Source organism: Comamonas aquatilis (assembly GCF_965139575.1).
Taxonomy (GTDB): domain Bacteria; phylum Pseudomonadota; class Gammaproteobacteria; order Burkholderiales; family Burkholderiaceae_C; genus Comamonas; species Comamonas aquatilis.
Window position 1 is genome coordinate 277,728 of sequence record NZ_CBCSIW010000001.1, and the last position, 25,762, is coordinate 303,489.

At 59.2% G+C, this 25,762-nt stretch carries 29 protein-coding genes and 1 tRNA gene; 20 read left to right on the forward strand and 10 right to left on the reverse strand.

Annotation, left to right across the window (positions count from 1 at the left end):
- Nucleotides 1-5: 5 nt before the first annotated feature.
- The 7 genes from ACNAZA_RS01215 to tatC all read left to right on the forward strand — a co-directional run bounded on the left by ACNAZA_RS01215 (nt 6) and on the right by tatC (nt 4,253).
- Nucleotides 6-404, forward strand: a complete 399-nt coding sequence (locus ACNAZA_RS01215) for a phosphoribosyl-ATP diphosphatase (RefSeq protein WP_120966366.1) — start codon at nt 6-8, stop codon at nt 402-404.
- Complete coding sequence (locus ACNAZA_RS01220; RefSeq protein WP_415794579.1) at nt 404-799, forward strand: DUF4870 family protein; 396 nt, start codon at nt 404-406, stop codon at nt 797-799. Before ACNAZA_RS01215 ends, ACNAZA_RS01220 begins: the two co-directional genes overlap by 1 nt.
- A gap of 161 nt (nt 800-960) precedes the next feature.
- Nucleotides 961-1,998, forward strand: coding sequence for a patatin-like phospholipase family protein (locus tag ACNAZA_RS01225; RefSeq protein WP_415794581.1), 1,038 nt, complete (start codon nt 961-963; stop codon nt 1,996-1,998).
- Between the two features lie 21 nt (nt 1,999-2,019).
- Nucleotides 2,020-2,376 carry a histidine triad nucleotide-binding protein gene (locus ACNAZA_RS01230; RefSeq protein ID WP_415794582.1) on the forward strand — a complete coding sequence of 119 codons (357 nt, stop codon included), beginning with the start codon at nt 2,020-2,022 and terminating at the stop codon, nt 2,374-2,376.
- Nucleotides 2,377-2,506: 130 nt separating this feature from the next.
- Nucleotides 2,507-2,743 carry a Sec-independent protein translocase subunit TatA gene (tatA, locus tag ACNAZA_RS01235; RefSeq protein WP_120966370.1) on the forward strand — a complete coding sequence of 79 codons (237 nt, stop codon included), beginning with the start codon at nt 2,507-2,509 and terminating at the stop codon, nt 2,741-2,743.
- A gap of 16 nt (nt 2,744-2,759) precedes the next feature.
- A complete protein-coding gene (tatB, locus tag ACNAZA_RS01240; RefSeq protein WP_415794583.1) occupies nt 2,760-3,275 on the forward strand; it encodes a Sec-independent protein translocase protein TatB in 516 nt (171 codons plus the stop codon).
- 150 nt (nt 3,276-3,425) lie between these two features.
- Complete coding sequence (gene tatC / locus ACNAZA_RS01245) at nt 3,426-4,253, forward strand: twin-arginine translocase subunit TatC (RefSeq protein WP_415794584.1); 828 nt, start codon at nt 3,426-3,428, stop codon at nt 4,251-4,253.
- Nucleotides 4,254-4,472: 219 nt separating this feature from the next.
- Here tatC and ACNAZA_RS01250 read toward each other — a convergent pair whose 3' ends face one another.
- Nucleotides 4,473-5,627, reverse strand: a complete 1,155-nt coding sequence (locus ACNAZA_RS01250) for a S1C family serine protease (RefSeq protein ID WP_415794586.1) — start codon at nt 5,625-5,627, stop codon at nt 4,473-4,475.
- A gap of 364 nt (nt 5,628-5,991) precedes the next feature.
- Between ACNAZA_RS01250 and ACNAZA_RS01255 the strand changes: the two genes are divergently transcribed.
- Complete coding sequence (locus ACNAZA_RS01255) at nt 5,992-7,314, forward strand: MFS transporter (RefSeq protein WP_415794587.1); 1,323 nt, start codon at nt 5,992-5,994, stop codon at nt 7,312-7,314.
- Between the two features lie 81 nt (nt 7,315-7,395).
- Here the strand turns inward: ACNAZA_RS01255 and infA are convergent, their stop codons facing one another.
- Both infA and ACNAZA_RS01265 read right to left on the reverse strand, forming a co-directional pair.
- Nucleotides 7,396-7,662, reverse strand: coding sequence for a translation initiation factor IF-1 (gene infA, locus ACNAZA_RS01260; RefSeq protein WP_120966375.1), 267 nt, complete (start codon nt 7,660-7,662; stop codon nt 7,396-7,398).
- A gap of 39 nt (nt 7,663-7,701) precedes the next feature.
- On the reverse strand, nt 7,702-8,073 hold the full coding sequence (locus ACNAZA_RS01265) for a hypothetical protein (RefSeq protein WP_415794588.1): 372 nt from the start codon (nt 8,071-8,073) through the stop codon (nt 7,702-7,704).
- A 224-nt stretch (nt 8,074-8,297) separates the two neighbouring features.
- Between ACNAZA_RS01265 and ACNAZA_RS01270 the strand changes: the two genes are divergently transcribed.
- Nucleotides 8,298-9,050, forward strand: a complete 753-nt coding sequence (locus ACNAZA_RS01270) for a Nif3-like dinuclear metal center hexameric protein (protein ID WP_415794589.1) — start codon at nt 8,298-8,300, stop codon at nt 9,048-9,050.
- A gap of 71 nt (nt 9,051-9,121) precedes the next feature.
- The gene (pdxA, locus tag ACNAZA_RS01275; protein ID WP_415794590.1) at nt 9,122-10,195 is read left to right on the forward strand and encodes a 4-hydroxythreonine-4-phosphate dehydrogenase PdxA; all 1,074 of its coding nucleotides are present in this window, start codon (nt 9,122-9,124) and stop codon (nt 10,193-10,195) included.
- A gap of 131 nt (nt 10,196-10,326) precedes the next feature.
- Here the strand turns inward: pdxA and mscL are convergent, their stop codons facing one another.
- A complete protein-coding gene (gene mscL, locus ACNAZA_RS01280) occupies nt 10,327-10,761 on the reverse strand; it encodes a large conductance mechanosensitive channel protein MscL (RefSeq protein ID WP_415794591.1) in 435 nt (144 codons plus the stop codon).
- A 149-nt stretch (nt 10,762-10,910) separates the two neighbouring features.
- On the opposite strand from mscL, the gene petA reads away from it, so the two are divergent.
- The 6 genes from petA to ACNAZA_RS01310 all read left to right on the forward strand — a co-directional run bounded on the left by petA (nt 10,911) and on the right by ACNAZA_RS01310 (nt 15,209).
- On the forward strand, nt 10,911-11,513 hold the full coding sequence (gene petA / locus ACNAZA_RS01285; RefSeq protein ID WP_415794592.1) for a ubiquinol-cytochrome c reductase iron-sulfur subunit: 603 nt from the start codon (nt 10,911-10,913) through the stop codon (nt 11,511-11,513).
- A gap of 14 nt (nt 11,514-11,527) precedes the next feature.
- A complete protein-coding gene (locus ACNAZA_RS01290; RefSeq protein WP_415794593.1) occupies nt 11,528-12,943 on the forward strand; it encodes a cytochrome b in 1,416 nt (471 codons plus the stop codon).
- A 17-nt stretch (nt 12,944-12,960) separates the two neighbouring features.
- Nucleotides 12,961-13,716, forward strand: a complete 756-nt coding sequence (locus ACNAZA_RS01295) for a cytochrome c1 (RefSeq protein ID WP_415794594.1) — start codon at nt 12,961-12,963, stop codon at nt 13,714-13,716.
- A 105-nt stretch (nt 13,717-13,821) separates the two neighbouring features.
- Nucleotides 13,822-14,433, forward strand: coding sequence for a glutathione S-transferase N-terminal domain-containing protein (locus ACNAZA_RS01300; RefSeq protein ID WP_120966382.1), 612 nt, complete (start codon nt 13,822-13,824; stop codon nt 14,431-14,433).
- An 87-nt stretch (nt 14,434-14,520) separates the two neighbouring features.
- Nucleotides 14,521-15,030, forward strand: coding sequence for a ClpXP protease specificity-enhancing factor (locus ACNAZA_RS01305; protein WP_415794595.1), 510 nt, complete (start codon nt 14,521-14,523; stop codon nt 15,028-15,030).
- A gap of 103 nt (nt 15,031-15,133) precedes the next feature.
- Nucleotides 15,134-15,209 (forward strand) — tRNA-Thr (locus ACNAZA_RS01310).
- A gap of 84 nt (nt 15,210-15,293) precedes the next feature.
- On the opposite strand, the gene ACNAZA_RS01315 is transcribed toward ACNAZA_RS01310, so the two are convergent.
- The gene (locus ACNAZA_RS01315) at nt 15,294-15,599 is read right to left on the reverse strand and encodes a hypothetical protein (RefSeq protein WP_415794597.1); all 306 of its coding nucleotides are present in this window, start codon (nt 15,597-15,599) and stop codon (nt 15,294-15,296) included.
- Nucleotides 15,600-15,906: 307 nt separating this feature from the next.
- Between ACNAZA_RS01315 and secA the strand changes: the two genes are divergently transcribed.
- The 4 genes from secA (at nt 15,907) to ACNAZA_RS01335 (ending at nt 21,748) form a co-directional block, all read left to right on the forward strand.
- Nucleotides 15,907-18,666, forward strand: a complete 2,760-nt coding sequence (gene secA / locus ACNAZA_RS01320; protein WP_415794598.1) for a preprotein translocase subunit SecA — start codon at nt 15,907-15,909, stop codon at nt 18,664-18,666.
- 144 nt (nt 18,667-18,810) lie between these two features.
- Complete coding sequence (gene argJ, locus ACNAZA_RS01325; protein ID WP_415794599.1) at nt 18,811-20,040, forward strand: bifunctional glutamate N-acetyltransferase/amino-acid acetyltransferase ArgJ; 1,230 nt, start codon at nt 18,811-18,813, stop codon at nt 20,038-20,040.
- A gap of 264 nt (nt 20,041-20,304) precedes the next feature.
- Nucleotides 20,305-21,252: an ATP-binding protein gene (locus ACNAZA_RS01330; protein ID WP_415794600.1), complete on the forward strand. Its 948-nt coding sequence runs from the start codon at nt 20,305-20,307 to the stop codon at nt 21,250-21,252.
- 25 nt (nt 21,253-21,277) lie between these two features.
- Nucleotides 21,278-21,748, forward strand: a complete 471-nt coding sequence (locus ACNAZA_RS01335; RefSeq protein ID WP_415794602.1) for an NUDIX domain-containing protein — start codon at nt 21,278-21,280, stop codon at nt 21,746-21,748.
- A 122-nt stretch (nt 21,749-21,870) separates the two neighbouring features.
- Here the strand turns inward: ACNAZA_RS01335 and ACNAZA_RS01340 are convergent, their stop codons facing one another.
- The 5 genes from ACNAZA_RS01340 to ACNAZA_RS01360 all read right to left on the reverse strand — a co-directional run bounded on the left by ACNAZA_RS01340 (nt 21,871) and on the right by ACNAZA_RS01360 (nt 25,750).
- Nucleotides 21,871-22,080: a DNA gyrase inhibitor YacG gene (locus tag ACNAZA_RS01340; RefSeq protein WP_120966388.1), complete on the reverse strand. Its 210-nt coding sequence runs from the start codon at nt 22,078-22,080 to the stop codon at nt 21,871-21,873.
- 92 nt (nt 22,081-22,172) lie between these two features.
- Nucleotides 22,173-22,928: a cell division protein ZapD gene (gene zapD / locus ACNAZA_RS01345; protein ID WP_415794603.1), complete on the reverse strand. Its 756-nt coding sequence runs from the start codon at nt 22,926-22,928 to the stop codon at nt 22,173-22,175.
- An 87-nt stretch (nt 22,929-23,015) separates the two neighbouring features.
- On the reverse strand, nt 23,016-23,660 hold the full coding sequence (coaE, locus tag ACNAZA_RS01350) for a dephospho-CoA kinase (RefSeq protein ID WP_415794604.1): 645 nt from the start codon (nt 23,658-23,660) through the stop codon (nt 23,016-23,018).
- Between the two features lie 3 nt (nt 23,661-23,663).
- Nucleotides 23,664-24,533, reverse strand: a complete 870-nt coding sequence (locus tag ACNAZA_RS01355; RefSeq protein ID WP_415794606.1) for a prepilin peptidase — start codon at nt 24,531-24,533, stop codon at nt 23,664-23,666.
- On the reverse strand, nt 24,533-25,750 hold the full coding sequence (locus ACNAZA_RS01360) for a type II secretion system F family protein (protein ID WP_415794607.1): 1,218 nt from the start codon (nt 25,748-25,750) through the stop codon (nt 24,533-24,535). Before ACNAZA_RS01360 ends, ACNAZA_RS01355 begins: the two co-directional genes overlap by 1 nt.
- Nucleotides 25,751-25,762 lie beyond the last annotated feature (12 nt).

Here is a 25,762-nt window from a genome sequence, read left to right on the forward strand (position 1 = left end):
GCATCATGCAATCTGATAACAACCGCCCCACATCGCAAGACTCCCTGGCCCGTCTGGCTGCGGTGATCGAAAGCCGCAAGCCTGCCAACGGCGGCGACCCGGAAAAAAGCTATGTGGCCCGTCTGCTGCACAAAGGCCCTGACGCTTTCCTCAAGAAGGTGGGCGAAGAGGCAACCGAGGTCGTCATGGCGGCCAAGGATGCAGAGCATGGCGGCGATGCCAGCAAAATCCTCTATGAAGTTGCGGATTTGTGGTTTCACTCCATGATTGCACTGTCCCACTTCGGACTGACGCCGGCCCAGGTGATTGCCGAGCTGGAGCGCCGCGAAGGTCTCAGTGGCCTGGAAGAAAAAGCCCTGCGCAAGGCAGTGGATCGTGCCGAGCAGGAGAAAGGAAGCAGCTGATGAATGACCGTGACGTCGTGGATGTGAACAGCAGCACATCGACCGAGATCGAAGGTCTGAAAGCCTGGGGTTGGGTGAGTTACGTTCTGCATCTGATCGTGGCCGTGGCCGCCGTGCTGCCGGGTGCGCAGGTCAGCGTGTTGTTGCTGGTGGTTGCGCTGGTCATCGATCTGGTCAAGCGTGACGATGCGCGCGGTACCTGGCAGGAAAGCCATTTCTCGTGGCGTATCCGCAGCGTGATCTGGGCGGTGGTGCTGTATGTGGTGACCTTCCCCTTCTTCCTGCTGGGGTTGTTCCTGTTCAACCCTGCATGGGTGCTGATCTCCATCTGGTTCCTCTACCGCATCGTGCGCGGCATGGTGGCCATGAACAAGAATCGCGCCATCGTGTCCTGAACTGCACCCCGCGTTTCTGACAAAGCCTTTGCGTTTTGACGCAAAGGCTTTTTTGTTTTGGTTGCAGCGCAGCAACCCTCGACTGCTGCAGTCGCACATGCCGCCGCCAGCTGTGCCATGCTTGTGCCGTTGGGTTACAGCTTTGTGCAGAGGAAACCACCATGGCATCAGCGTCTTCGCAAACCGTCCTCAATCTCGCCTTGCAAGGCGGAGGCTCTCACGGCGCCCTGACCTGGGGCGTGCTGGATGCTTTGCTCGAGGACGACGAGCTGGTGCTGGACGGCATCAGCGGCACCAGTGCCGGCGCCATGAATGCCGTGGTGCTGGCCCATGGCTTTGCCCAGGCGGCAGCACAGGAAAGCCGTGTGGAAGATGCGCGTCGCTTGGGGCGTGTTCTGGCGCGCCAGGCGCTGGCTGAGCTGTGGGAGGGAGTGGGCAGCATGGGCAGCCTGCTCTGGGGCGTGCCTTTGCCCGGCGTGCAAATGATAGGCGGCGTGCTCAACCAGTTCCTGTCGCCTTACCAGACCAATCCGCTCAATATCAACCCGCTGCGCCAGTTGCTGATGCGGGTGGTGGATTTCGAGCAGCTCACGCATCCGGCCAACCAGGCCGTGGTGCCCAAGCTGTTCATCTGCGCCACCAATGTACGCACGGGGCGCGGCAAGATTTTCTCGGGCGAGCAGGTGACGGCCGATGCCATCATGGCTTCGGCCTGCCTGCCCCAGCTGTTCAAGGCGGTGGAGATCGAGGGCGAGCACTATTGGGACGGTGGTTTTTCAGGCAACCCGGCCCTGTACCCGCTGATTTACGGCACCGAGACCCGGGACATTCTGCTGGTGCAGATCAACCCCAGGAACTCGGACGAGCTGCCGGCCACGGCCAGCGACATCATGGATCGCATGAACGAGGTTACTTTCAACGCCAGCTTGCTGGCCGAGTTGCGGGCCATCGAGTTCGTGGTGCGCATGCTGGAGCAAAAACGCCTGGATCCCGCACTCTACAAACATATGCTGATGCACAGCATTGATGGCGGGGCCGTGCTCAAACGCTTTGGTGCTTCGAGCAAGATCCGCGCCGACATGGGCATGGTGCGCGAGATGTTTGCCCTGGGACGGGAGCAGGGCGAACGCTGGCTGCATGACAACCGTCAGCATATAGGCGTCAGGCAGACACTGAGTTTCAACGACAATGCCGGGTAGAACTTTTGTATTCTTGAGGCTATGCACGATCCCAACTGCCTGTTTTGCCGTATTGCCAAGGGTGAGATTCCTTCCCGCAAGGTTTATGAAGACGAAGAGGTCTTTGCCTTTCACGATATCCATCCCGGCGCACCCGTGCATTTCTTGATGATTCCCAAGAAGCACGTGGCCTCGCTGGCTCAGGTTTCAGCCGAGGACGCCCCTTTGCTGGGTCGCATGCTGGCTCTGGCCCCCAAGCTGGCGCTGGAGCAGGGCTGCAACCCTTACCCCGAAGGGGGTTACCGCGTGGTGGTCAACACCGGCACGGAAGGCGGGCAGGAAGTGCATCACCTGCATCTGCACGTCATGGGCGGCCCCCGCCCCTGGCTCAAAGGCTGAGCCCCAGCCCACACTCGCGCGGATGTCTGACAAGCCTGCATAAAGCCGTGCGCAGCAGGCTTTTTGGGCTATTGCCGTCTGTCTGACATAAGCCACGTCTAAAATGGTTTGCATTTCTTAGGAGATTCTCATGGGCTCTTTTTCTATCTGGCACTGGCTGATCGTGCTGGCCATCGTGGTTCTGGTGTTTGGCACCAAGAAGCTCAAGAACATCGGTAGCGACCTGGGCGGTGCCGTCAAGGGTTTCAAGGACGGTATCAAGGAAGGCGGCGCGCCTGAGAATACCGACGCGGCTGCGGGTCAGGTGGCCAACCAGGCTGCTGCCGACAAGAACACCATTGACGTTCAAGCCAAGCAAAAAAGCTGATCTGGCACGCTGATACATGTTTGATATTGGCCTGTCCAAAATGGCGCTCATAGGAGCCGTGGCCCTGGTGGTCATCGGCCCCGAGAAGCTGCCGCGCGTTGCCCGCATGGTGGGCACGATGCTTGGAAGGGCGCAGCGCTATGTGTCCGATGTCAAGGCCGAGGTCAATCGTTCCATGGAGCTCGACGAGCTTCGCAAGATGAAGGACTCGGTGGAGGGCGCGGCCCGCGATGTGGAACAAAGCATTCACAGCCACACGTCCGACCTTGAAAAAGGCTTGAGCGATGCGACCCGGGATTTGCGCGACGATGCGCCCATGACCTCGGCATCGTCTTTTGATTCCGGTGCCGATTACGGCTACGGTTCCGATACGCACAGTGCGGTGGTGCCCACCTACCATCACCCGCGCAAGAACTGGCGCGTGAAGCGTGCTGCCGTGCCCCAGTGGTACAAGGCGCGCTCGGGCGTGCGCGCCAGGGTTCAGTCAGGTGCGGCGCGCGTGGCGCGTTTTCGCCCGCAAAAGTTGCGTTAGACATGAAGATGCGCAGCCATGTGGCTGTGAGTAGGGCAGCGCATGCTGCCACGTTCAGGCATCTTCATGCCTCAGTGCCCGTGACTACGGGCGTTTTGCTTTCTGTTTCAAGCGTACAGAGCCGCAGCGGCTCCGGCGCTGTTTTGCACCATGTCCGAATCCTCTCCTAAAGACGACGAACTTGCCGGCACCGAGCAGCCGTTTGTGCAGCACCTGATGGAGCTGCGCGACCGCTTGCTGTACTGCATTTACGGTATTGGCGTAGGTATTGCCGTGCTGATGTTCTGGCCCGGTCCGGACGGCTTGATCGACTTCATCGCGATGCCGATCAAAGAGCACATGCCGCCCGGTGCCAAGCTGATTGCGGTGGGCGTTTTCTCGCCTTTCTTCGTGCCGCTCAAGGTGCTGATGATGGTGGCGGTGCTGCTGGCCCTGCCTTGGCTGATGTACCAGGTATGGGCTTTTGTGGCGCCGGGTCTGTACAGCCATGAAAAGAAGTTTGCGCTGCCGCTGATCCTGTTCGGCAGCCTGCTGGCCTATGCCGGCATTGCTTTTGTGCAATTTTTTGTGCTTGGCAATATGTTCAAGTTCATCCAGCACTTCACGCCCTCGAGCGTGGCGGCGACGCCCGACATCGCCTCGTATGTGGAGGCGATTTTGTCGCTCTACATCGCTTTTGCCGCCGCATTCCAGGTGCCGATTGTGGTGATGCTGCTGGTGCGTTTTGGCCTGGTGGAGATCGATAAACTTAAGTCCTTCCGCGGTTACTTTGTGGTGCTGGCCTTTGTCATTGCGGCCGTGATCACGCCTCCGGATGTGATCTCGCAGCTGGCGCTGGCCATTCCCATGTGCCTGCTGTACGAAGTGGGTATTCTGGGCGCAGGCTGGTTCAGCCGCATCTCCAAAGCGCCAGACGAGGCGGAAGCGTCAGACGCGGCAATGGATAAACCTGCGGACAAGCCTGCAGACGGCAGCTGATCCAGCGCTTCACTTTCACGCCAAGCCCCAGGAGCAATCCTGGGGCTTTTGTTTTGATAGCTGTTTGTGCTTTTCCTGAATGGCTTTCAAATCAATAGTGATCTGAAATGGATTGAATGCATGCGCTTATGGCTATGAAATTTGATAGCTTTGAGGCAGTGCTGCCGTAAAAAAGCCAGTGACGTGGCACTGGCTGATTCGGGGGCGGCGTTGTGGCGCTCAGCGGCGCGGGCCTTGCGTTTGCCGGTTGGCCGGCGGGCGTATGCCGGGGGTGATGTCGAGCATGACTTCGCTATCGCCTCGGCGCACATCGAACTTGGAGACTTCGCCAGGCTTGAGCGAGGCCACGGCGGTGAGCAGTTCGGAGACATTGCGCGTGGGCAACTCGCCCACCTTAACGATCACATCACCGGGGCGCATGCCGGCCTGGGCGGCAGGGCCGGCCTGCAGCACACCGGTGATGATGACGCCAGCGCTGGCCTTTACGCCAAAGGTCTCGGCCAGCTCGGGCGAGAGTTCGTTGGGCTCCACGCCAATCCAGCCGCGGGTGACCTTGCCGTCCTTGACGATGCCGTCCAGCACCATCTTGGCGGTGGAGACCGGAATGGCAAAGCCAATGCCCATGCTGCCGCCGGAGCGCGAGTAGATGGCGGTGTTGATGCCCAGCAGATTGCCTTCGGCATCCACCAGTGCGCCGCCGGAGTTGCCGGGATTGATGGCTGCATCGGTCTGGATGAAGTTTTCGAAGGTGTTGATGCCCAGCTGGCTGCGGCCCAGGGCGCTGATGATGCCGCTGGTCACCGTCTGGCCTACGCCGAAGGGGTTGCCAATGGCCAGCACGCGGTCGCCCACGGCGACCTGGTCGGAATTGCCCAGCACGATGACGGGCAGCTTTTCCAGTTCGATCTTCAAAATGGCCAGATCGGTCTCCGGGTCCGTGCCGATCACCTTGGCCTTGGCCTGGCGGCTGTCGGTCAGCGTAACTTCGATATCGTCTGCACCCTCGACCACATGGTTGTTGGTGAGTATGTAGCCATCTTGGCTGATGATGACGCCGCTACCCAAACCAGATTGCTCTTGTGGACCTTGCTCGCCAAAGAAGAACTGGAACCAGGGATCGTTGGCGCGCGGGTGGCGTACCTCCTTGCTGGTGTTGATGCTGACCACGGCAGGCGCGGCTTTGCGTGCGGCCGGGGCAAAGCTGCCCGGGGCCACTTCACCGGCAGGCGTAGGCGGTGCCTGCAGCAGCGAGATGCCGGCATTGCTGCGAATGTTTCGGCTCCCAAGCCAACTAGGCTGTAGGGTTGCCACTACGAAATAGATAGCGACCAGAGCGGTGACTACCTGAGAAAACAGCAACCAGGTGCGTTTCATGTAATGCGTATGAAGAAGGTGAGAGACAAGCCCGCATTGTGAGGCATGGGCGCTGGCGCGTCTGCAGCACTTGCTTGCCAGGGTGGCTTTACTTAGCGCAAACCGGCGGCGGCTGCAGGCCGGCAAGGCATAGGAATGCTGGCATCTAAAGTTTTGCGCGCCATTCAGTAATGAGTGCAAACCCTAGAATGGTTTATCGACTGCGCTTATGCCGCCGTTTTCTGAGGTACGGGCTCACCCGGCTTGTGCCATCAGTTGTTCAAGGCCCTACAGCTTGGCCTTGCAAAACCCGGTCTGCCGCTGCACGTTGACCCGTTGCAGCTGGCTTATCCGCGCTGTCCTGTTGTTTGATTTGGGAAACACCATGACTACGCTTGATCTCGCGCAGCCGGCCACCACGCCGGCTGTTGCGTCTAATCGTCCTCTGAACCGAGAGGATTACAAGACCCTGGGCTTATCGGCTCTGGGCGGAACGCTGGAGTTTTACGACTTCGTGGTGTTCGTCTTTTTCGCCAATGTGATTGGCTCGCTGTTCTTCCCGGCCGATCTGCCTGATTGGATGCGCCAGCTGCAGACGCTGGGTATTTTTGCGGCCGGCTATCTGGCCCGGCCTCTGGGGGGCATCATCATTGCCCACTATGGTGACAAGATCGGTCGCAAGAAGATGTTCAGCCTGTCCATTTTTCTGATGGCCGTGCCTACTCTGGTCATCGGCCTGCTGCCCACTTATGAAGCCATTGGCATCGCTGCACCGCTGCTGCTGCTGGCCATGCGCGTGCTGCAAGGCGCTGCGATTGGCGGCGAAATGCCCGGTGCCTGGGTTTTTGTGGCCGAGCATTCGCCGGTCAAGAACTACGGCCTGGCCATTGGCACGCTGACTTCCGGCATTACCGGCGGCATTTTCCTGGGCTCCATCTTCGGTGTCTGGCTCAACAGCGTGTACAGCCAAGCCGAGATTCATGACTGGGCCTGGCGCCTGCCCTTTATTTTGGGCGGCGTGTTTGGTCTGGTGTCGGTGTACCTGCGCAAGTTTCTGCACGAGACGCCCATCTTTCAGGAGCTGCAGGCCCGCAAGGCGGTTGACCGCGAGCTGCCCATCAAGACTATCTTGCGCGAGCACCGCCAGGCCTGCGTGGTGGTGGCGCTGATGACCTGGGTGCTGTCCACGGCCATCGTGGTGGTGATTCTGTTCACCCCAGCTTATCTGCAAAAAGTCTTTCATATCGCACCGGCCATGGCGCTCAAGGCCAATGCCGTGGCGACCGTGACGCTGACCATAGGCTGCGTGTTCTGGGGCTGGCTGTCCGACAAGCTGGGCACACGCGCGGCCATGGTTCTGGGCTGGGGCGGCATGACGGCCACCACCTATCTGTTCTATATGAACCTGCCGGGTACCGAGGCTTCGCTGATCTGCACCTATGCCACCGTGGGCTTTTTTGTGGGTGCCATTTCTCTGCTGCCCGTGGTGGGCGTGCGTGCCTTCCCGGCCGAAGTACGCTTTACCGGTCTTTCCTTCTCCTACAACATGGCCTATGCCGTGTTCGGCGGACTGACGCCCATGCTGGTATCGGTATGGCAGCAGGTGGATGTGATGGCCCCGGCCCACTATGTGGCGGCCATGGGTGTTCTGGGTGTGGCCATGGGCTTCTGGCCCTTGGCCTGCAAGGGCTGGCAAGCTCGCTCGTGAGCAGCGAGGCTTGAGGCATAAAAAAGGAGCGCTTGAAGCGCTCCTTTTTACTTTGGCACGCCATGTGCCATGGTTGCCGTCTTAGTGGCGGCGGTGCTGAGGTGCACCTGTAGGGGCGGAGCCCGAACGTTCGATGTGACGGAAAGTCAGACGACCTTTGTTCAGGTCGTAAGGAGACATCTCCAGAGTGACCTTGTCGCCAGCCAGTACGCGAATACGGTGCTTGCGCATCTTGCCGCCCGAATAGGCGATCAGTTGATGACCGTTTTCCAGGGTGACGCGAAAGCGGGCATCGGGCAGCACTTCATCCACTCTGCCTTGCATTTCAATCAGTTCTTCTTTGGCCAATGGGGCTCCCTTCGAATAAGGTTGGTAAGTGTGATGTGATCAGTTGAGCTGGTTGCACAGAACCATGCTACGCCCTTCTGTCAGGGCATATTTGTTGGCAATCGACTGGCTGTCGAATTGCTCGATAAAGCTGAAGATGCGGTCATATTTTCCGCGGCGAATAGAGACTGCAGCGGCAACTTTGCCGCTGTGGGTAATTTGGGTGAGCGGAGTAACAACGTAGTTGCCGACACGCTCTGTGATTTGTGTTGTATTCATCGTGTCAACGACGGCAGGCACCGGTGAGGGGCAAGCCATCAGAAAATAAAAGGATAGAAAAAGAAGATCAAGACTCGCCAGGTCTGCTGGGGCTTGAAGAAGCTCGCCTAAAAAAGTGAGACAGCCGGATTGCTTCAATGGAAGTTCGGCCACGTGCGGCGTGAGAGTCGCGTGTGAGTCAGACAAGCGCTGTAGGGGCGGGCAAAAAGACAGCGAGTGCTCAATTATAAGGCAATACGCTTTTATCAGCAAATAGCATATTGTCCAGGCCAATAGAGGGATTGTTGTTTTAGCGAGAACAATCTCATTCCAGCCAAGGCCATTGTTTGCTTTGCGTATTTAAAGGTGCTGCTGCCCGCTCATGCACAATCGGCAGCATGAGCATCGAGCGAAATGAACTTCTGGCCCGCTTCGACGGCCTGCTGCAACCTGAGCGTTTCAAGGACTATGGTCCCAATGGCCTGCAGGTGGAAGGCAAAAACGAGATCCGTAGCATTGTCAGCGGGGTTACGGCCAGCCGCGCCCTGATCGAGGCGGCCATAGATGCCAAGGCCGATGCGATCTTTGTGCACCATGGGCTGTTCTGGCGTGGCATGGATGGCCGCATTACCGGCTGGCTCAAGGAGAGAATCCGCCTGCTGCTGGCCCATGACATCAATCTGTTTGCCTATCATCTGCCATTGGATGCCCATGCCGAGCTGGGCAATAACGCCCAACTGGGCGTACAGCTTGGCGTGAAGGGTGAAGCCGTCTTTGGCGAGCAAAATCTGGGTTGGCTGGCTGCCGCAGAGTTTGCCAATGCCCAGGCTCTGGCCAGTCATGTGCAGACCCAGCTGGGTCGTGCCGTGACCATGGCCACGGGCGACGCCGCCAGGCCCATACGCAAGCTGGCCTGGTGCACCGGTGGGGCGCAAGGCTTTTTTGAGGCGGCCATTGCCGCAGGGGCCGATGCCTATATCACGGGCGAGATGTCCGAGCCGCAGGTGCATCTGGCGCGCGAAACCGGCACCACCTTCATCGCGGCAGGGCACCATGCGACCGAGCGTTATGGCGCACCGGCGGTGGCGGCCCATGTGGCGGCGCAACTGGGGCTGGAACATCGATTTATCGAGATCGATAATCCGGCCTGAGTCTTAGCCTGAGTATTCATTTGATAGCTGCCAGCGCTTATTCCGTGGGTGATGGCACTATTTTTATATCTATGTCCAATCAAGCACAAACGAACGCCGCCATTGCCATTACGCAAGGTGATTGCGCCGGCATCGGTCCGGAAATCATTGCCAAGGCCTTTCGCGATGCGCCGCAGGAAATGCGTGGCTGTTTTGTCGTCGGTGAGCTGCAAACCCTGCGCCGCGCCACGGCGCTGGTGGCAGGCCTGGCGGATGGTGGGCAAGCGATTGCCCAGCCCATCGTCCAATCCATTGCGCTCATCAGTCGGGCGGAAGAGGTGTGGGATGTGCCTTGCGGTGCCATTCCTTTGCTGGCATTGCCAGACCTGCCGGGTCCGCAGGCCTATGGGCAGATCAGTGCGCGGGCTGGAGACGCTGCTGCGCGCTGCGTGATATGGGCTGCCCAGGCGGCCTTGCGCGGCGAGATTGCCGCCTTGGTGACGGCGCCGCTGCACAAGGAGGCCCTGTCTCTGGCGGGCGTGGATTACCCTGGTCACACCGAGTTGCTGCAAGCCGAAGCGGCACTGCATGCGGGTGTGCCGGTGGCGCAAATGCCTGTGCGCATGATGCTGGCCAACGACCAGTTGCGCACGGTGCTGGTCAGCATCCACATGTCGTTGCGTGATGCGCTTGATGCGGTCACACAGACGCAGATTCTGCAGACCCTGAAAATTACCCATGAGGCGCTTTTGCGGAACCTGGGGCGCGCTCCGCGCATCGGCGTGGCAGGGCTCAATCCCCATGCGGGCGAGGGCGGGCTTTTTGGGCGCGAAGAAATTGAAATCATCAGCCCCGCCATTGCCCAGGCAAAGGCCGAGGGGCTGGATGTGCACGGCCCATTCGCTCCGGATACCATCTTCATGCGGGCGCGAAACACTGCTGATCATCCGGGAGAATTTGATGTGGTGTTGGCGATGTACCACGACCAAGGGTTGATCCCAGTCAAATACTTGGGTGTGGAAAAAGGCGTCAACGTCACGCTGGGATTGCCGTTGGTGCGCACCAGTCCCGATCATGGAACAGCCTTTGATATCGCAGGTCAAGGGGTGGCGGAAGCCGACAGCATGCTGGAAGCCGTGCGTGTGGCGCATAGTCTGGCGGGCTGACCGAGTGCCGTGAACGCAGCTCGCCTTGCTTCAAAACTGCAGCCCTCTTGAAGCCTGCGGCCGGGCGTTATGAGATCGAAAATGACAAAGCCTGTGGCATTGGCCACAGGCTTTTTTGATTGGGGCAGGGCTCAGACCTTGCGGTTCAGGCTGTCGCGAATTTCGCGCAGCAGCAGCACGTCTTCGGGGGTGGCCGGAGCGGCTTCGGGTGCTGCCGGGGCTTCGCGTTTGAGGCGATTGACCTGCTTGATCATGATGAAAATGATGAAGGCCAGAATCAGGAAATTCACGGCCACCGTGATGAAGTTGCCATAGGCAAATACGGGAACGCCGGCTTTCTTCAAGGCATCAAGCGTCCGGACTGTGCCGTCCGGAATAGTGCCCAGGACCACGAACAGATTCGAGAAATCCAGCTTGCCGAAAACCAGGCCGACCAGAGGCATGATGAGATCGTTGACAACTGAATCAACGATCTTGCCGAAGGCCCCGCCGATGATCACGCCCACGGCCAGATCCATCACGTTTCCCTTGATTGCGAATTCGCGGAATTCTTGCATCATGCCCATAAGCAGTTCCAGTCATAAGAGTTTGAGATAGCGCAGTATTGCGCGACTTAGGCTTATGTCAACCTCGGACAGAGGCTGGAATAACCATGATCTCGCCGCTAGAATTTGTCATTGACCCCCAAATCTAGCGATGTACTTCGAGGAAATCCATGAGTGACTCTCCAGTCGACTCCAGCAAACGCACGTGGATCATCACGTCAGCATGTGCTGGTGCCGTAGGCGGTGTGGCGACAGCCGTCCCTTTCGTGAGCTCCTTTCAGCCTTCGGAAAAGGCCAAGGCAGCAGGTGCCGCAGTCGAGGTGGATATTTCCGGCCTCAAGGAAGGTGAGAAACTCACTGTCGAATGGCGTGGCAAGCCTGTCTGGATCATCAAACGCACGCCTGAGCAGCTCAAGGATTTGCCGGCACTCGATGCTGAACTGGCCGATCCCCAATCTCTGCGCCACCCCGAAGAATTCACGCCCGAATACGCGCGCAACGAAGCCCGCTCCATCAAGCCTGAATTGCTGGTGGTGGTCGGTATCTGCACTCATCTGGGCTGCTCGCCTACGGATAAGTTTCAGGCCGGCCCCCAGCCTTCGCTGCCGGCAGACTGGAAGGGCGGTTTTCTCTGTCCCTGCCATGGCTCGACTTTCGACATGGCGGGCCGCGTATTCAAGAACAAGCCCGCGCCGGACAATCTGCAAGTGCCTCCGCACATGTATCTGTCTGACACCAAGCTCTTGATTGGTGAAGACAAGAAGACTGCCTGAGGGAGACAAGAACAATGGCCCACGAATTCAAGCAAATCGATCCGAACGCCACTGCGGGCGCCAAGATCGGCAACTGGTTTGAGAACCGTTTCCCGACGGCATTTGACGCCTACCGCGTCCATATGTCCGAGTACTACGCACCCAAGAATTTCAACTTCTGGTACATCTTCGGCTCGCTGGCGCTGCTGGTGCTGGTGATCCAGATCGTCACCGGCATCTTCCTGGTGATGCACTACAAGCCAGACGCCGACAAGGCATTTGCTTCGGTGGAATACATCATGCGTGATGTGCCCTGGGGTTGGCTGATCCGCTACATGCACTCCACGGGGGCATCGGCATTCTTCATCGTCGTCTATCTGCACATGTTCCGCGGGCTGCTCTACGGTTCGTACCGCAAGCCGCGCGAGCTGGTGTGGATCTTCGGCTGCGCCATCTTCCTGGTGCTGATGGCCGAAGCCTTTATGGGCTATCTGCTGCCCTGGGGCCAGATGTCGTACTGGGGCGCGCAGGTGATCGTGAACCTGTTTGCAGCCATTCCCTTTGTCGGTCCTGATCTGGCTTTGCTGATCCGTGGCGACTATGTGGTGGGTGATGCCACGCTGAACCGCTTCTTCAGCTTCCACGTGATCGCCGTGCCTCTGGTGCTGCTGGGTCTGGTGGTGGCGCACTTGCTGGCGCTGCACGATGTGGGTTCCAACAATCCCGATGGCATTGAAATCAAGGGCCCTAACGCGCCCAAGGATGCCAAGGGCAATCCGCTCGACGGCATTCCCTTCCATCCTTACTACACCGTGCACGACATTTTTGGCGTGACCGTGTTCCTGTTCCTGTTCTCAGCGGTGGTGTTTTTTGCGCCCGAGTTTGGCGGCTACTTCCTGGAGTACAACAACTTCATTCCTGCGGATCCGCTCAAAACGCCCAATCACATTGCGCCCGTCTGGTACTTCACGCCTTTCTATTCCATGCTGCGTGCCATCACCAGCCAGATGATGTATGTGCTGATTGCCTGCGTGGTGCTGGGTGCCGGTTACGGCATCCTCAAGTCGCGTCTGCCGGTGATCGTCAAGGGCGTGGTGGGTGTGGTGGCTCTGGGCGTGATCGCCATGATGCTGTCCATCGACGCCAAGTTTTGGGGCGTGGTGGTCATGGGTGGTGCCGTCATCATCCTGTTTGCCCTGCCATGGCTGGACTGCAGTCCCGTCAAGTCGATTCGCTATCGTCCGAGCTGGCACAAGTATGTGTATGCCGTGTTTGTGGTGAACTTCGTGGTCCTGGCTTATCTGGGCGTGCAAGCGCCTTCGCCCATCGGTGAGAAAGTCTCTCAGGTCGGCACGCTGTTTTACTTTGGCTTCTTCCTGCTCATGCCCTGGTGGAGTCGCTTGGGTGAAACCAAGCCCGTGCCAGAGCGCGTGACATTCAAGCCACACTGAAGCAGGAGAAAACAAGAATGAAGAAACTGATCCTCACTTTGGTTGCGGTTCTGGGTCTGGCTGCGGGTGCGCAAGCCTCTGAAGGCGGCATCCACTGGGACAAGGCACCGGTCAACACCTCGGACACGGCCTCTTTGCAAAACGGCGCCAAGATTTTCGTCAACTACTGCCTCAGCTGCCACTCTGCTGCCTTCATGCGCTTTAACCGCCTGAAGGACATAGGGCTGACCGATCAGGAAATCAAGGACAATCTGCTGTTCACCACGGACAAGGTGGGCGAGACCATGAAGGCGGCCATCAATCCCAAGGAGGCCAAGGAGTGGTTTGGCGCCAATCCGCCCGATCTGACGGTGATTGCACGCTCGCGTGCCGGTGCTGGCGGAACCGGTGCCGATTACCTCTATACCTTCTTGCGTACTTTCTACCGAGATGACACCAAGGCCACGGGCTGGAATAATCTCGCCTTTCCAAGCGTAGGCATGCCGCATGCGCTTTGGCAGCTGCAAGGCGAGCGTCGTGCCATCTTTGAAGAGCATGACGAACACGGGACTAAAACCCAGGTGTTCAAAGGTTGGGAGCAGGTGTCTCCAGGCAAGATGACCGCAGTGCAGTACGATCAGGCAGTTGGCGATCTGGTGAATTACCTGCAATGGATGGGCGAACCAGCCCAGAACACCCGGACCCGCGTGGGCGTGGGCGTACTGGTGTTTCTGGCCTTCTTCATCTTCATTGCGTGGCGCCTGAACGCTGCGTTCTGGAAAAACGTCAAGTAAAGCTTTGCTGCTTTTTGCGCGCAGATGCTGTCTGCAGCCAATCGTGTTAGTGCAGAGTGGGCGCCGTGGGCGACCCACTCTTTTTGATTTTTAGGAGCTTCCACCATGATGGTGCTTTATTCGGGAACGACCTGCCCCTTTTCACACCGCTGCCGCTTTGTGCTGTTTGAAAAAGGCATGGATTTCGAGATCCGCGATGTGGACTTGTTCAGCAAGCCCGAAGAGATCAGCGTGATGAACCCCTATGGCCAAGTGCCAATTCTGGTGGAACGCGATCTGATTTTGTATGAGTCGAACATCATCAATGAGTACATTGATGAGCGCTTTCCTCATCCTCAGCTGATGCCTGGTGATCCAGTGGATCGCGCCCGTGTGCGCCTGTTCCTGCTGAACTTCGAAAAAGAGCTGTTCGTGCACGTTAGCGCTCTGGAAGAACGCAATGTCAAGGGCAACGAAAAAGTGCTGGAAAAGGCCCGTGCCCACATTCGCGACCGCCTGACACAGCTGGCTCCCGTGTTCCTCAAGAACAAGTACATGCTGGGTGAGAACTTCTCCATGCTGGACGTAGCCATTGCTCCTCTGCTGTGGCGCCTGGATTACTACGGTATCGAGCTGTCCAAGAACGCAGCCCCTCTGCTCAAGTACGCCGAGCGCATCTTCTCGCGCCCAGCCTACATTGAAGCACTGACACCTTCTGAAAAGGTCATGCGCAAGTAATTGCGGCAGAACCTGGAGCGGGCATGGCGAAGGACTTCCTTCCTTGCCCGCTTTTTTGTCTCTGGAATCCATAAGTCAGGAAACGACATGAACGCGCCCGAAGCGACATCCACACGCCCGTATCTGCTGAGGGCCCTGTTTGAATGGTGCACCGATAACGGCTATACCCCGCACATTGCCGTGCGCGTGGATCGCAGCACCCAGGTGCCCATGGAGTTTGTGCGTGATGGCGAGATTGTGCTCAACATCAGCTACGACGCCACCAGCGGACTGCTGATCGGCAACGAGCACGTGGAGTTCAAGGCCCGCTTTGGCGGCAAGCCCCGCGAAATCATGGTGCCCATCACCCATGTGATGGCTATTTATGCCCGCGAAACCGGGCAGGGCATGGCCTTTCCGCCCGAAGAGACTGAGCAGGACGAGCAAGAGATGTCTCAGGACGAGATGATCGAGTTCATCGAAGACCAGGCCCCCGAGGCCTTAGCCGATGATCGCGTGGTGCAACTGGTCGCCACCAAGACGCCGGAGTCGGATGACGACGCGCCTCGCACCCCGCCGCCAGCGGGCGGCCGCCCTGCGCTCAAGAGGGTGAAGTAATTACCGCAGCGGTTGCGGGCGCGCTGCGCGTTTGCAGCCGACTTTGAAGAAATTGCGGTATTTGGTTTTTGGCCTGAAATTTCTGGGCTAGAATTCAGTCTTCGCCGGTTTAGCTCAGTTGGTAGAGCACCCGCCTTGTAAGCGGTAGGTCGTCAGTTCGATTCCGACAACCGGCACCAAAGATTTGAACCCACATGTGAAAGCATGTGGGTTTTTTCTTTGGCTTGTTGGCGTTCCGGGCTTGCGCAAAGCCCATCTTGCCTCTAGCCCTGTACCTTCAGGCGAATGGAGGCAACGTCCCAGCCCTTGGTGCGCAAATGGGCGGCCATGGCCGGCAGCAATTGGCGTACCTTGGCTGCAGCCGCATTGTTCTTGACCAGCAGGCACCAGCAATCGCCTTCAATAGGTCCGGCCTGCAAGCTTGCGCGCAGCATGGGCGGAATCAAGGGCGTGACGGCTTTGAGGCGGTTGCTCGAATCCTGGGTCAGCGCTGCCAGTCGCGCCAGGGTGGGCGAAGACTCCATGGCCGCCAATGCGGTAACAGGATGGTGGCGGCGGGTGGTGGACATACAAAAACAGATCTGGAGCGGACAGACTGACAGCTTATATCAGCGGGGCCGTCGGTGTTTTCTGAAGGCTTGCTGCCCATCAAAGCCCGTATAAAACCTGAAAAACTGCGAAAAGCCAAAGGTGTTTGAGGCGGTTAGAATCATTTTTTGGTCCGTGTTTCAGTTTTTGGCATTGCAAGAGGTTTTTATTCACGTTTTGTGAAGCTCTTGAGTGCGGCTGAGACGGCCCCATCTGAAGACCAACAATCAAGGGATTCCGGGCGTCTTGTTCTGCGCGCCAAGCAAAGATCAAGACGCCTATGCACGCATGGCCACCAATTTCCTCACCAAACTGTTCGGCAGCCGCAACGATCGTCTGCTAAAGCAATACCGTAAGACAGTCGCTCGCATCAATGCGATGGAGCCTGAGTACGAAAAGCTCAGCGATGAGGCATTGCGCGCCAAGACGCAAGAGTTCAAGGGCCGCGTCGCCAACGGCGAGTCGCTGAACGATTTGCTGCCGGAAGCTTTTGCCGTGGTGCGTGAAGGCTCCAAGCGCGTCATGAAGATGCGCCACTTCGATGTGCAGATGCAAGGCGGCATGGCCTTGCATGATGGCAAGATTGCCGAAATGCGCACCGGCGAAGGCAAGACGCTGACTGCGACCCTGCCGGTCTACCTCAATGCCTTGTCGGCCGAGGGCGTGCACGTGGTGACCGTCAACGATTACCTGGCCAGGCGCGATGCGACCACCATGGCGCGTCTGTACAACTTCCTGGGACTGACGGTAGGTATCAATCTGCCCAACCTCTCGCGTGAGGAAAAGCAGGCCGCTTACAACTCCGACATCACCTACGGTACGAACAACGAATACGGCTTCGACTACCTGCGTGACAACATGGTGTACGAGCCCGGCGATCGCGTGCAGCGCGTGCTCAATTTCGCCATCGTCGATGAGGTGGACTCCATCCTGATCGACGAAGCCCGTACGCCGCTGATCATCTCCGGCCCGGCCGAAGACCACACGGCCATGTATGTGGCCATGAACAAGATCGTGCCGGCCCTGGTTCGCCAGGAAGGCGAGGCCGATCCTCGCACCGGCGAGGGCGTGACCAAGCCCGGCGATTTCACGGTAGATGAAAAGTCCCACCAGGTCTATCTGACGGACCAGGGTTACGAGGCCGCCGAGCGTCTGTTGGCCGATGCCGGCCTGATTCCGCAAGGCTCCTCGCTGTACGACCCCTCCAATATCTCGCTGGTTCACCACCTGTACGCCGCGCTGCGTGCCAACCAGCTGTACTTCCGTGATCAGCACTATGTGGTGCAAAACGGTGAAATCGTCATCGTTGACGAATTCACCGGCCGCTTGATGTCGGGTCGCCGCTGGAGCGATGGTCTGCACCAGGCCGTGGAAGCCAAGGAAGGCGTGGAAATTCAGGCCGAGAACCAGACCATGGCCTCGATCACTTTCCAGAACTACTTCCGTCTGTACAAAAAACTGTCGGGCATGACGGGTACGGCCGATACCGAGGCCTACGAGTTCCAGGAAATCTACGGTCTGGAAACCGTGGTCATTCCGCCCAACCGTCCCAGCAAGCGCGAGGACCAGCTGGACCGCGTCTACAAGACGACCAAGGAAAAGTACGACGCGGCCATCAAGGACATCCGCGAATGCCACGAGCGCGGCCAGCCCGTGCTGGTGGGTACGACCTCGATCGAAAACTCCGAAATCATCGATCAGCTGCTCAATCGCGAAAACCTGCCGCACCAGGTGCTGAATGCCAAGCAGCACGAGCGTGAGGCCGATATCGTGGCCCAGGCCGGCAGTGCCGGCATGATCACCATTGCCACCAATATGGCCGGTCGCGGTACCGACATCGTGCTGGGTGGCAATATCGACAAGCAACTGGCGGAGCTTGAAGCCGATGAGTCTCTGACGCCCACCGAGCGTCAGCAGAAAATCGACAAGCTGCGTGCCGAATGGCAGATTGCACACGACAAGATCGTGGAGTTGGGCGGCTTGCGCATCATCGCCACCGAGCGCCATGAATCGCGCCGTATCGACAACCAGCTGCGTGGCCGTTCGGGCCGTCAGGGCGATCCCGGTTCCTCGCGCTTTTATCTGAGCCTGGACGACCAGCTCATGCGCATCTTTGCCGGCGACCGCGTCAAGGCCATCATGGATCGCCTGAAGATGCCCGAAGGCGAAGCGATTGAAGCCGGTATCGTGACCCGCTCCATCGAATCGGCTCAGCGCAAGGTGGAAGCCCGCAACTTCGACATGCGCAAGCAGCTGCTCGAATACGACGATGTGGCCAACGATCAGCGCAAGGTCATCTACCAGCAGCGCAACGACATTCTGGACTCGGCCGATCTGGAAGGCATGTTGGCCGCCATGCGCGAAGACGTGATCACCGATGTGGTGCGCCAGTTCGTGCCTGCCGAGTCCATGGAAGAGCAGTGGGACATCCCGGGTCTGGAGAAAGCGCTGGCCGGCGAATGGCAGCTCTCGCTAGACTTGCAGAACGACGTGGCGGCCTCTGACTCGATCACCGATGAAGAGATTCTGGAGAAGGTCGTCAAGGCGGCGCACGAGATGTATGAATCCAAGCTGGCTCTGATCGGCAAGGAGAACTTCACCCAGTTCCAGCGTGCCGTGCTGCTGCAAAGCTTTGACAGCAACTGGCGCGACCACCTGGCCGCTTTGGACTATCTGCGCCAGGGCATTCACTTGCGTGGCTATGCCCAGAAGCAGCCCAAGCAGGAGTACAAGCGCGAAGCCTTCGAGCTGTTCCGCCAGCTGATCGACCAGGTCAAGACCGAAGTCACCCGCGTGCTGATGACGGTGCAGGTTCGCTCCCGCGAGGAGATGGATGAAGCTGCCGTGGCCATGAACGAGCGCGGCGCACAAAGTCTGGAGCACATGAGCTATGCCGGACCTTCGGATACCGAAGGCGATACCGAGGATGGCGATGTGATGCTGGCCGAAACCCTGGCCATGCCCGATGGCGTGCATGTGGGGCGCAACGACCCCTGCCCCTGCGGCAGCGGCAAGAAGTTCAAGCAGTGCCACGGAAAACTGTCCTGATCACTACCGATAAAAACACGGGCTGCGGCCCGTGTTTTTGTTTGTGCCGCAGCTTTTTGCCATGGCAAAGCCAACAAGGCCGATCAAGACTCCGATTGTTCCGATAATGGAGCGCGTTTTTTCTCAATCACAAGGAACATTGCAATGTCCGTGAATCTTTCCGCCCCCGTGGCCGCTGATCTGTTGGCGATCAATGGCGTTCGCATCGGCATTACCGAAGCCGGTGTGCGCAAGGCCAATCGCAAGGACGTGACGGTGTTCTTGCTGGACGAGGGCGCTTCGGTGGCCGGTGTGTTCACGCAAAACCGCTTTTGCGCCGCACCGGTGCAGGTCAGCCGTGAGCATTTGCTGGCCGGCAAGGGCATCCGTGCCATGGTCATCAATACCGGCAATGCCAATGCAGGCACCGGCGCCGCCGGCCTGGCCCATGCGCGTGCCACCTGCGACGCGCTGGCCAAGGAGCTGGGTCTGACGGCCGAGCAAATTCTGCCTTTCTCCACCGGCGTGATCATGGAAGAGCTGCCCGTGGATCGCATTGTGGCGGCACTGCCCAAGGCGATTGCGGCAGCCCAATCGGATAGCTGGGCCATGGCCGCCGAAGGCATCATGACCACCGACACCTTGCCCAAGGCTTTCAGCCGCAGCGTGACGATTGGTGGCAAGACGGTGTCCGTCACCGGCATCAGCAAGGGCGCGGGCATGATTCGCCCCAATATGGCCACCATGCTGGGCTTTATGGCCACGGATGCGGCAATTGCGCCCGAGCTGCTGCAGCCCCTGGTCAAGGAGCTGGCCGACGGCTCCTTCAACCGTGTGACGATTGACGGCGATACCTCGACCAACGACTCCTTTGTGCTCATGGCCACGCACCAGGCGGGCAATGCGCAGATCTCCACGCTCTCCAGCGCCGAAGGCCAGCAGCTCAAGGCGGCCTTGCTGGATGTGGCGCAAAAATTGGCTCAAGCCATTGTGCGTGATGGGGAAGGTGCTACGAAATTCATCACGATGAAGGTCGAAGGCGGCAAGACCGAAGAGGAATGTCGTCTGGTGGCTTATGCCATTGCCCACTCGCCCCTGGTCAAGACCGCCTTCTTTGCCTCCGACCCCAATTTGGGCCGCATTCTGGCCGCCGTGGGCTATGCCGGTATTGCCGATCTGGACCAAACCCGGATCGACCTGTATCTGGACGAGGTGCATGTGGCCGTCAACGGCGGCCGCAACCCCGAGTACAAGGAAGAAGACGGTCAACGCGTGATGAAGCAACAGGAAATCACCGTGCGCGTGCTGCTGGGCCGCGGCGAGGCCGCGCAGACCGTGTGGACTTGCGACTTCAGTCATGAGTACGTGACCATTAACGCCGATTACAGGTCGTAAGTTTTCACCCCTTGAGGCGCTTTGCCTAGGCGGCCCCGCGCCTTCCCCTCTCTCGCTTCGCGGGAGGGGGATGACAGCCTCGATTAGGCGTCCCCGCTGCGGGGCGGCCCTTGCTCGCTGTCACTTGTTGGTCAGCGCTCGTTTTTAGGTGCTGCAATTTCAGAAGCTGCATGCGTATGTTCGTATTAGGTTTCAGCTTATTTCTAGCTTGAAACCAAGAAATATCAAACGCTAGCAGCTATAAAAACAGATGGAGATCCGGTCATGCAAGTTGTGATGAACCCTTTGGAGCGCCTGGTTGAGCGTGCCGAGCAGCTGATGCAGCGCATCGAAGCCATCCTGCCCCAGCCGCTGCAATCGCCTGCGGACTGGAATACCGCCATTGCCTGGCGCTATCGCAAGCGTTCCAACGGCTGCGGCGTGTTGGAGCCGGTGCGCCATGTGGGCGAGATGAATCTGTCGGATCTGCAGAACATCGAGGTGCAAAAAGAAAAGATTGCGCGCAACACCGAGCAGTTCGTGCAGGGGCGCACGGCCAATAACGTGCTGCTGACGGGCGCGCGCGGCACGGGCAAGTCCTCGCTGATTCGCGCCTGCCTGCACAGCTATGCGCCGCAAGGCTTGCGTCTGATCGAGGTGGACAAGGCTGATCTGACCGATCTGCCCGACATCGTGGACGTGGTCGCTGGCCGACCCGAGAAGTTCATCATCTACTGCGACGATCTGAGCTTTGAAGAAGGCGAGCCCGGCTACAAGGCCATGAAGTCGATTCTGGACGGCTCGGTGTCTGCGGCCAGCGCCAATGTGCTGGTCTATGCCACCAGCAATCGCCGCCATCTCTTGCCCGAGTACATGACGGACAACCTGAGCACGCAAAAATCCGACAACGGCGAGATTCATCCCGGCGAGGTGGTGGAAGAGAAGATTTCCCTGTCCGAACGTTTTGGCCTGTGGGTGAGTTTCTATCCCTTCAGCCAGGACGAATACCTGCGCGTGGTGGCGCAATGGATGTCTGCCCTGGGCATGGATCAGGCGGCCATCGATGCGGCCAGGCCCGAAGCCCTGGTCTGGGCGCTGGAGCGTGGTTCGCGCAGCGGCCGTGTGGCCCATCAGTTTGCGCGTGACTATGCCGGCCGTGCCGAACGTCCTGCGACCGCTGGCGCGCGCATAGAAGATGTCCAGGGTCTGGCCGAAGAAGCCGACCTGGAGTGAATGCAAAAAACTTGGAAAGAAAAGGTTGCCAGTGACTGTTGAAACGACTGCGTCCACCCGCAAACACACGGAAGTCGCCGTGGGCGTGCTGCTGCGCGAATCCGATGGCGCCTTGCTGCTGACCAGTCGCCCCATGGGCAAGCCCTATGCGGGCTTCTGGGAGTTTCCCGGCGGCAAGCTGGAGGCCGGTGAAAGCGTGGAGCAGGCCCTGCGCCGCGAGCTGATCGAGGAGCTGGGCGTGACCATTGGCGCGGCCCACACCTGGAAGGTGACGGAGCATGACTATCCGCACGCTCTGGTGCGTCTGCACTGGTGCAAGGTGACGGAATGGACGGGTGAATTTGAAATGCGCGAAGGCCAGCAAATGGCCTGGCAGCAGCTACCGCTGCAGGTGCACCCGGTGCTGCCCGGCGCCTACCCGGTGCTGCAATGGCTCAGCGATGAGCGTGGCCTGGTGTTTGATGCCGCGTATTACGAGGCCAGACAGCCTGCTTGATCGCCAGAGATCATTTGAAAAGATGAGCGTCTTGCGGTGGCTATCAAAAGAGTTTCAGTTGTTTTATGTCTGAAATTCATTAATAGCTAGCGCAAGGCGCTCTTGTTTTTGAAGTCTATGCCTCAGGGCTCGGTTTTTGGGTCGCCAAACGGAGCATCTTCCGGCGGTGTCTGTGCCGGTACGCGGAACTCTTCATTGGCCCAGGCGCCCAGGTCGATCTGACGGCAGCGCTGGCTGCAGAAGGGGCGGAATTTGTTGCTGGGCGCAAAAACGCTGGGGCCACCACAGGTGGGGCAGGCCACCATGGTGGGGGAGTGGTTGTCAGTGCTCATGGCGTAGATGTATCACAGCTGAAAAAACACGGCTTCGCCACGCGATTGATCTGCTGGTGGCAGCAGCTCATTGATGCTGTTGGCTAAACCGTTCAGGCGCAGAGCGTCAGCTCGAAAGCCGCATCCTCGTTGCTAGGCAGTGGCTTGCTGCCGTTTTCGGTGCGCAGCAGACGCACGGACACCAGCAGGCGGTTGCCGCTGATCTCGGGAATCAGGTGCAAGCTGCCATCAATGCGCAGACGCAGCAACTGGAAGCTGCGGCCTGCGGGCATGGCTTGCTGAAATACACCTTGTTCGGAGACCACGCGCTGGGGCACGCCGGTCTCGCGCAGCAGCTGCAAAATCAGCTCCAGCGACTGGCCCACAGGAGCGAGCTCGCCAGCCCAGTCTTCCAGATCGCGCTGGCGGTAGCGCGGGTCGAGGTTCAGCCAGGCATGGTAGGCCGGCAGATCGAAGTTGCAAGTGCCGCCGGGAATACCGATGCGGCTGCGGATCGACATCAGCCAGTCGTTTTCGGTCAGGGACTGGCCGGTCTTGCCGGGCAGCTCGTTGACGGCCTTGAAGCAATGCTCCACCTGCCGCGCCACCTGGTGCAGCATGTGCTGGGAGATGCTGGGGTTGTCGCGCAGGACTTCGAGCAGGTGCTTCTGGCGCTCCAGATCCTTGAGGATGTCGGTCTTGAGGTCGGAGCGGCCGGCCACATCGATGATCTCGAAGAGGGTGACCAGGGCGAAATGGTGATCTACCGGATGTGCGCGCGTGAGCAGCTCGCTCAGGCGGCGATACAGCTGCTCCAGACGCAGATAGGTTCTTAGGCGCTCATTAAAAGGATATTCGTACAGGATCACGCTTGCTGGGCTCCTTGGGGCACGCAGGATTCAGCGGTTAACGTGCACATGCGGTGATCACACGCACAGGCCAAGCCATGGCCTGCATCATAGCCCGAACCAAGCGGCGATTTGATCGGTATATGCGTGCAAAGCTTCCAGCGACATGGCTTCGTCGTTGTAGAGCAGCCAATCGGCCGCAGCCTGGCGTTGCTCCCGGCTGGCCTGGGCCGCGATGATGGCCTGCACGGCCTCGCGGCTCAGGCCGCTGCGCGCCATCACGCGCTCAATTTGCGTGGACTCGCGGCAGTCCACCACCAGCACGGCATCGAGCTGGCTGCACCAGTGGCCGGATTCGACCAGCAGCGGTATGTCGTGAACGATAAGCCGGCAGCCTTCGCTGATGGCCTGCCGTACCCGGGCCTGGGTTTGCTCGGCGATCAACGGGTGAACAATGGCTTCAAGCTTTTGCCGGGCATCGGCTTGCGCAAAAACCAGCTCGCGCATGCGGGCGCGGTTCAAGGCGCCATCGGCCTGGATCAGGTCCGCACCAAACTGCTGAGCGATGGCGGGCAGAGCGGCGCCCCCAGCGGCGGTCAGGCTGCGTGAGATCTGGTCCGCGTCGATGACGGCGGCTCCGCGCTCGGCCAGGCGCTGCGCCACCGTGCTTTTGCCGCTGCCTATGCCGCCCGTAAGCCCGAGTCGAAAAGAGGGGACGGGCTTGCTGGTGGCAGGGGTCTGGAGTGTGAGCATGGCTTAGAGGCCGATGTAGCCCAGAATGGCCTGGGGACCCCAGAACAGGCAGGCAAAGCCGCCGCCGGCAAGAAAGGGGCCAAAAGGCACATAGCCGCCTTCACGCAGCTTGCTATTGATTTTGAGAGCAATGCCGATGACGGTGCCCACGACGGAGGCCATGAGAATGATGGGAATCAGCGCGGGCCAGCCAAACCAGGCGCCTAGTGCGGCAAACAGCTTGAAGTCGCCATGGCCCATGCCTTCCTTGCCCGTGGCCAGCTTGAAGGCCCAGAAAATCAGCCACAGAGACAGATAGCCAGCCACGGCTCCCCACAGCGATTGGCTCAGCGGCACCGTCGTCCATTGAAGGGCCGAGGCCATCAGGCCGGCCCATAGCAGCGGCTGGGTGAGGGAGTCCGGCAAGAACGTGGTGTCCCAGTCGATCAGGGCCAGGGCCAGCAGGACGGCGCTGAAGCCACACCAGGCAAAGCCGGTGGGCGTGAGGCCGTAGCGGGCCAGGCAGAACGTAAACAGGGCGGCGCAGACCAGTTCCACCAAAGGGTAGCGGGGACTGATGGGCTTTTTGCAATCTGCACAACGGCCGCGCAGAAACAGATAGCTGAATACCGGAACGTTTTCATACCAGGCAATCGCGTGGCCGCAATGCGGGCAGCGCGAGCGTGGCTTGCTCAGGGTGACGGGCTCGGCTGCGGGCGGCAGCTGGATCTTGGCGCCTTTGTCCTTTTGCTCCTCGGCCCACTGCGCGCATTCGGCATGCCATTCCTGCTCCATCATGCGCGGCAGGCGGTGGATGACCACATTCAAGAAACTGCCGATCAGCAGACCCAGCAGGCCGCCAACTGCGGCATGCATACCCAATTCGGAAATCATCAGACCACTTGACCCAGTTTGAAGATAGGCAGATACATGGACACCACAATGCCGCCGATCAGCGTGCCCAGGAACACGATGATGATGGGCTCCATCAGGCTGGACAGACCGGCCACCATGTCGTCGACTTCCTCCTCGTAGAAGTCGGCCGCCTTGCCCAGCATGTGGTCTATGGAGCCGGACTCTTCACCGATGGCGCACATCTGAATCACCATGGAGGGAAAGACATTGGCATTGGTCATGGCCACCGTCAGGCTGGTGCCGGTAGAGACCTCCTGTTGAATCTTTTCCGTGGCGTTCTGGTAGATGTAGTTGCCAGAGGCACCACCCACGGAGTCCAGTGCTTCGACCAGCGGCACGCCTGCGGCAAACATGGTCGACAGCGTACGCGTCCAGCGTGCTACACAGGATTTTTCAATCAGGACGCCGAACACAGGCATCTTCAGCGTGGCTCTGTCCATAAATTGCTGCACGCGCTCATTGCGTTTCCAGGCCTGCATGAAGAAGTAGATGCCGCCACCCAGCACGCCAAAAATCAGCCACCACCATTGCACAAAATAGTCGCTTATGGCCATTACCAGCAGTGTGGGCGCAGGCAGATCGGCGCCGAAGGAGGTGAATACTTCCTTGAAGGCGGGAATCACAAAAATCATGATGACGGTCACCACGACGAAGGCCACTACGACCACCGAGATGGGGTACATCAGCGCCGATTTGATCTTGGACTTGATGGCCTCGGTCTTCTCCATATAGGTGGCAAGACGATCGAGCAGGGCTTCCAAAATACCGGCGGCCTCACCGGCTTCGACCAGATTGCAGTAGAGGCTGTTGAAATACAGCGGGTGCTTGCGGAACGCTGCGCTCAGCGAAGTGCCGGTCTCCACATCCGAGCGTATGTCGTTGAGCAAACGGGTCACGCTGGGGTTGGTGTTGCCCCGGCCCACAATGTCAAAGGCTTGCAGCAAGGGCACGCCGGCCTTCATCATGGTGGCCAGCTGGCGCGTAAAGAGAGCAATATCCTTGGGCTTGATCTTTTTGCCGCTCCTGGTGCGGCGTTTTTTGATCTTGGTGGGCAAGATGCCTTGGCGGCGCAGCATAGCCTGAACCTGGTTGCCGCCGCCGGCACGGGTTTCTCCGCGCACGATTTTGCCGTTGCGGTCCTTGCCTTCCCACTCGAAAACAAATTCCTTGATGCCCTTGGACGCTGCTGTGGCCATGGTGCTCCCTCG

What these genes read in the sequence shown, in the direction of transcription:
- ACNAZA_RS01290 (WP_415794593.1), top strand. Translation starts at nt 11,528, where the DNA reads ATGGCCCACGAATTCAAGCAAATCGATCCGAACGCCACTGCGGGCGCC.
- ACNAZA_RS01330 (WP_415794600.1), top strand. Translation starts at nt 20,305, where the DNA reads ATGCAAGTTGTGATGAACCCTTTGGAGCGCCTGGTTGAGCGTGCCGAG.
- ACNAZA_RS01305 (WP_415794595.1), top strand. Translation starts at nt 14,521, where the DNA reads ATGAACGCGCCCGAAGCGACATCCACACGCCCGTATCTGCTGAGGGCC.
- pdxA (WP_415794590.1), top strand. Translation starts at nt 9,122, where the DNA reads ATGTCCAATCAAGCACAAACGAACGCCGCCATTGCCATTACGCAAGGT.
- tatA (WP_120966370.1), top strand. Translation starts at nt 2,507, where the DNA reads ATGGGCTCTTTTTCTATCTGGCACTGGCTGATCGTGCTGGCCATCGTG.
- petA (WP_415794592.1), top strand. Translation starts at nt 10,911, where the DNA reads ATGAGTGACTCTCCAGTCGACTCCAGCAAACGCACGTGGATCATCACG.
- secA (WP_415794598.1), top strand. Translation starts at nt 15,907, where the DNA reads ATGGCCACCAATTTCCTCACCAAACTGTTCGGCAGCCGCAACGATCGT.
- ACNAZA_RS01270 (WP_415794589.1), top strand. Translation starts at nt 8,298, where the DNA reads ATGAGCATCGAGCGAAATGAACTTCTGGCCCGCTTCGACGGCCTGCTG.
- ACNAZA_RS01295 (WP_415794594.1), top strand. Translation starts at nt 12,961, where the DNA reads ATGAAGAAACTGATCCTCACTTTGGTTGCGGTTCTGGGTCTGGCTGCG.
- mscL (WP_415794591.1), bottom strand. Translation starts at nt 10,761, where the DNA reads ATGGGCATGATGCAAGAATTCCGCGAATTCGCAATCAAGGGAAACGTG.
- ACNAZA_RS01300 (WP_120966382.1), top strand. Translation starts at nt 13,822, where the DNA reads ATGATGGTGCTTTATTCGGGAACGACCTGCCCCTTTTCACACCGCTGC.
- coaE (WP_415794604.1), bottom strand. Translation starts at nt 23,660, where the DNA reads ATGCTCACACTCCAGACCCCTGCCACCAGCAAGCCCGTCCCCTCTTTT.
- ACNAZA_RS01340 (WP_120966388.1), bottom strand. Translation starts at nt 22,080, where the DNA reads ATGAGCACTGACAACCACTCCCCCACCATGGTGGCCTGCCCCACCTGT.
- ACNAZA_RS01255 (WP_415794587.1), top strand. Translation starts at nt 5,992, where the DNA reads ATGACTACGCTTGATCTCGCGCAGCCGGCCACCACGCCGGCTGTTGCG.
- argJ (WP_415794599.1), top strand. Translation starts at nt 18,811, where the DNA reads ATGTCCGTGAATCTTTCCGCCCCCGTGGCCGCTGATCTGTTGGCGATC.
- ACNAZA_RS01220 (WP_415794579.1), top strand. Translation starts at nt 404, where the DNA reads ATGAATGACCGTGACGTCGTGGATGTGAACAGCAGCACATCGACCGAG.
- ACNAZA_RS01360 (WP_415794607.1), bottom strand. Translation starts at nt 25,750, where the DNA reads ATGGCCACAGCAGCGTCCAAGGGCATCAAGGAATTTGTTTTCGAGTGG.
- ACNAZA_RS01355 (WP_415794606.1), bottom strand. Translation starts at nt 24,533, where the DNA reads ATGATTTCCGAATTGGGTATGCATGCCGCAGTTGGCGGCCTGCTGGGT.
- tatB (WP_415794583.1), top strand. Translation starts at nt 2,760, where the DNA reads ATGTTTGATATTGGCCTGTCCAAAATGGCGCTCATAGGAGCCGTGGCC.
- ACNAZA_RS01230 (WP_415794582.1), top strand. Translation starts at nt 2,020, where the DNA reads ATGCACGATCCCAACTGCCTGTTTTGCCGTATTGCCAAGGGTGAGATT.
- ACNAZA_RS01250 (WP_415794586.1), bottom strand. Translation starts at nt 5,627, where the DNA reads ATGAAACGCACCTGGTTGCTGTTTTCTCAGGTAGTCACCGCTCTGGTC.
- ACNAZA_RS01225 (WP_415794581.1), top strand. Translation starts at nt 961, where the DNA reads ATGGCATCAGCGTCTTCGCAAACCGTCCTCAATCTCGCCTTGCAAGGC.
- ACNAZA_RS01315 (WP_415794597.1), bottom strand. Translation starts at nt 15,599, where the DNA reads ATGTCCACCACCCGCCGCCACCATCCTGTTACCGCATTGGCGGCCATG.
- tatC (WP_415794584.1), top strand. Translation starts at nt 3,426, where the DNA reads ATGTCCGAATCCTCTCCTAAAGACGACGAACTTGCCGGCACCGAGCAG.
- ACNAZA_RS01215 (WP_120966366.1), top strand. Translation starts at nt 6, where the DNA reads ATGCAATCTGATAACAACCGCCCCACATCGCAAGACTCCCTGGCCCGT.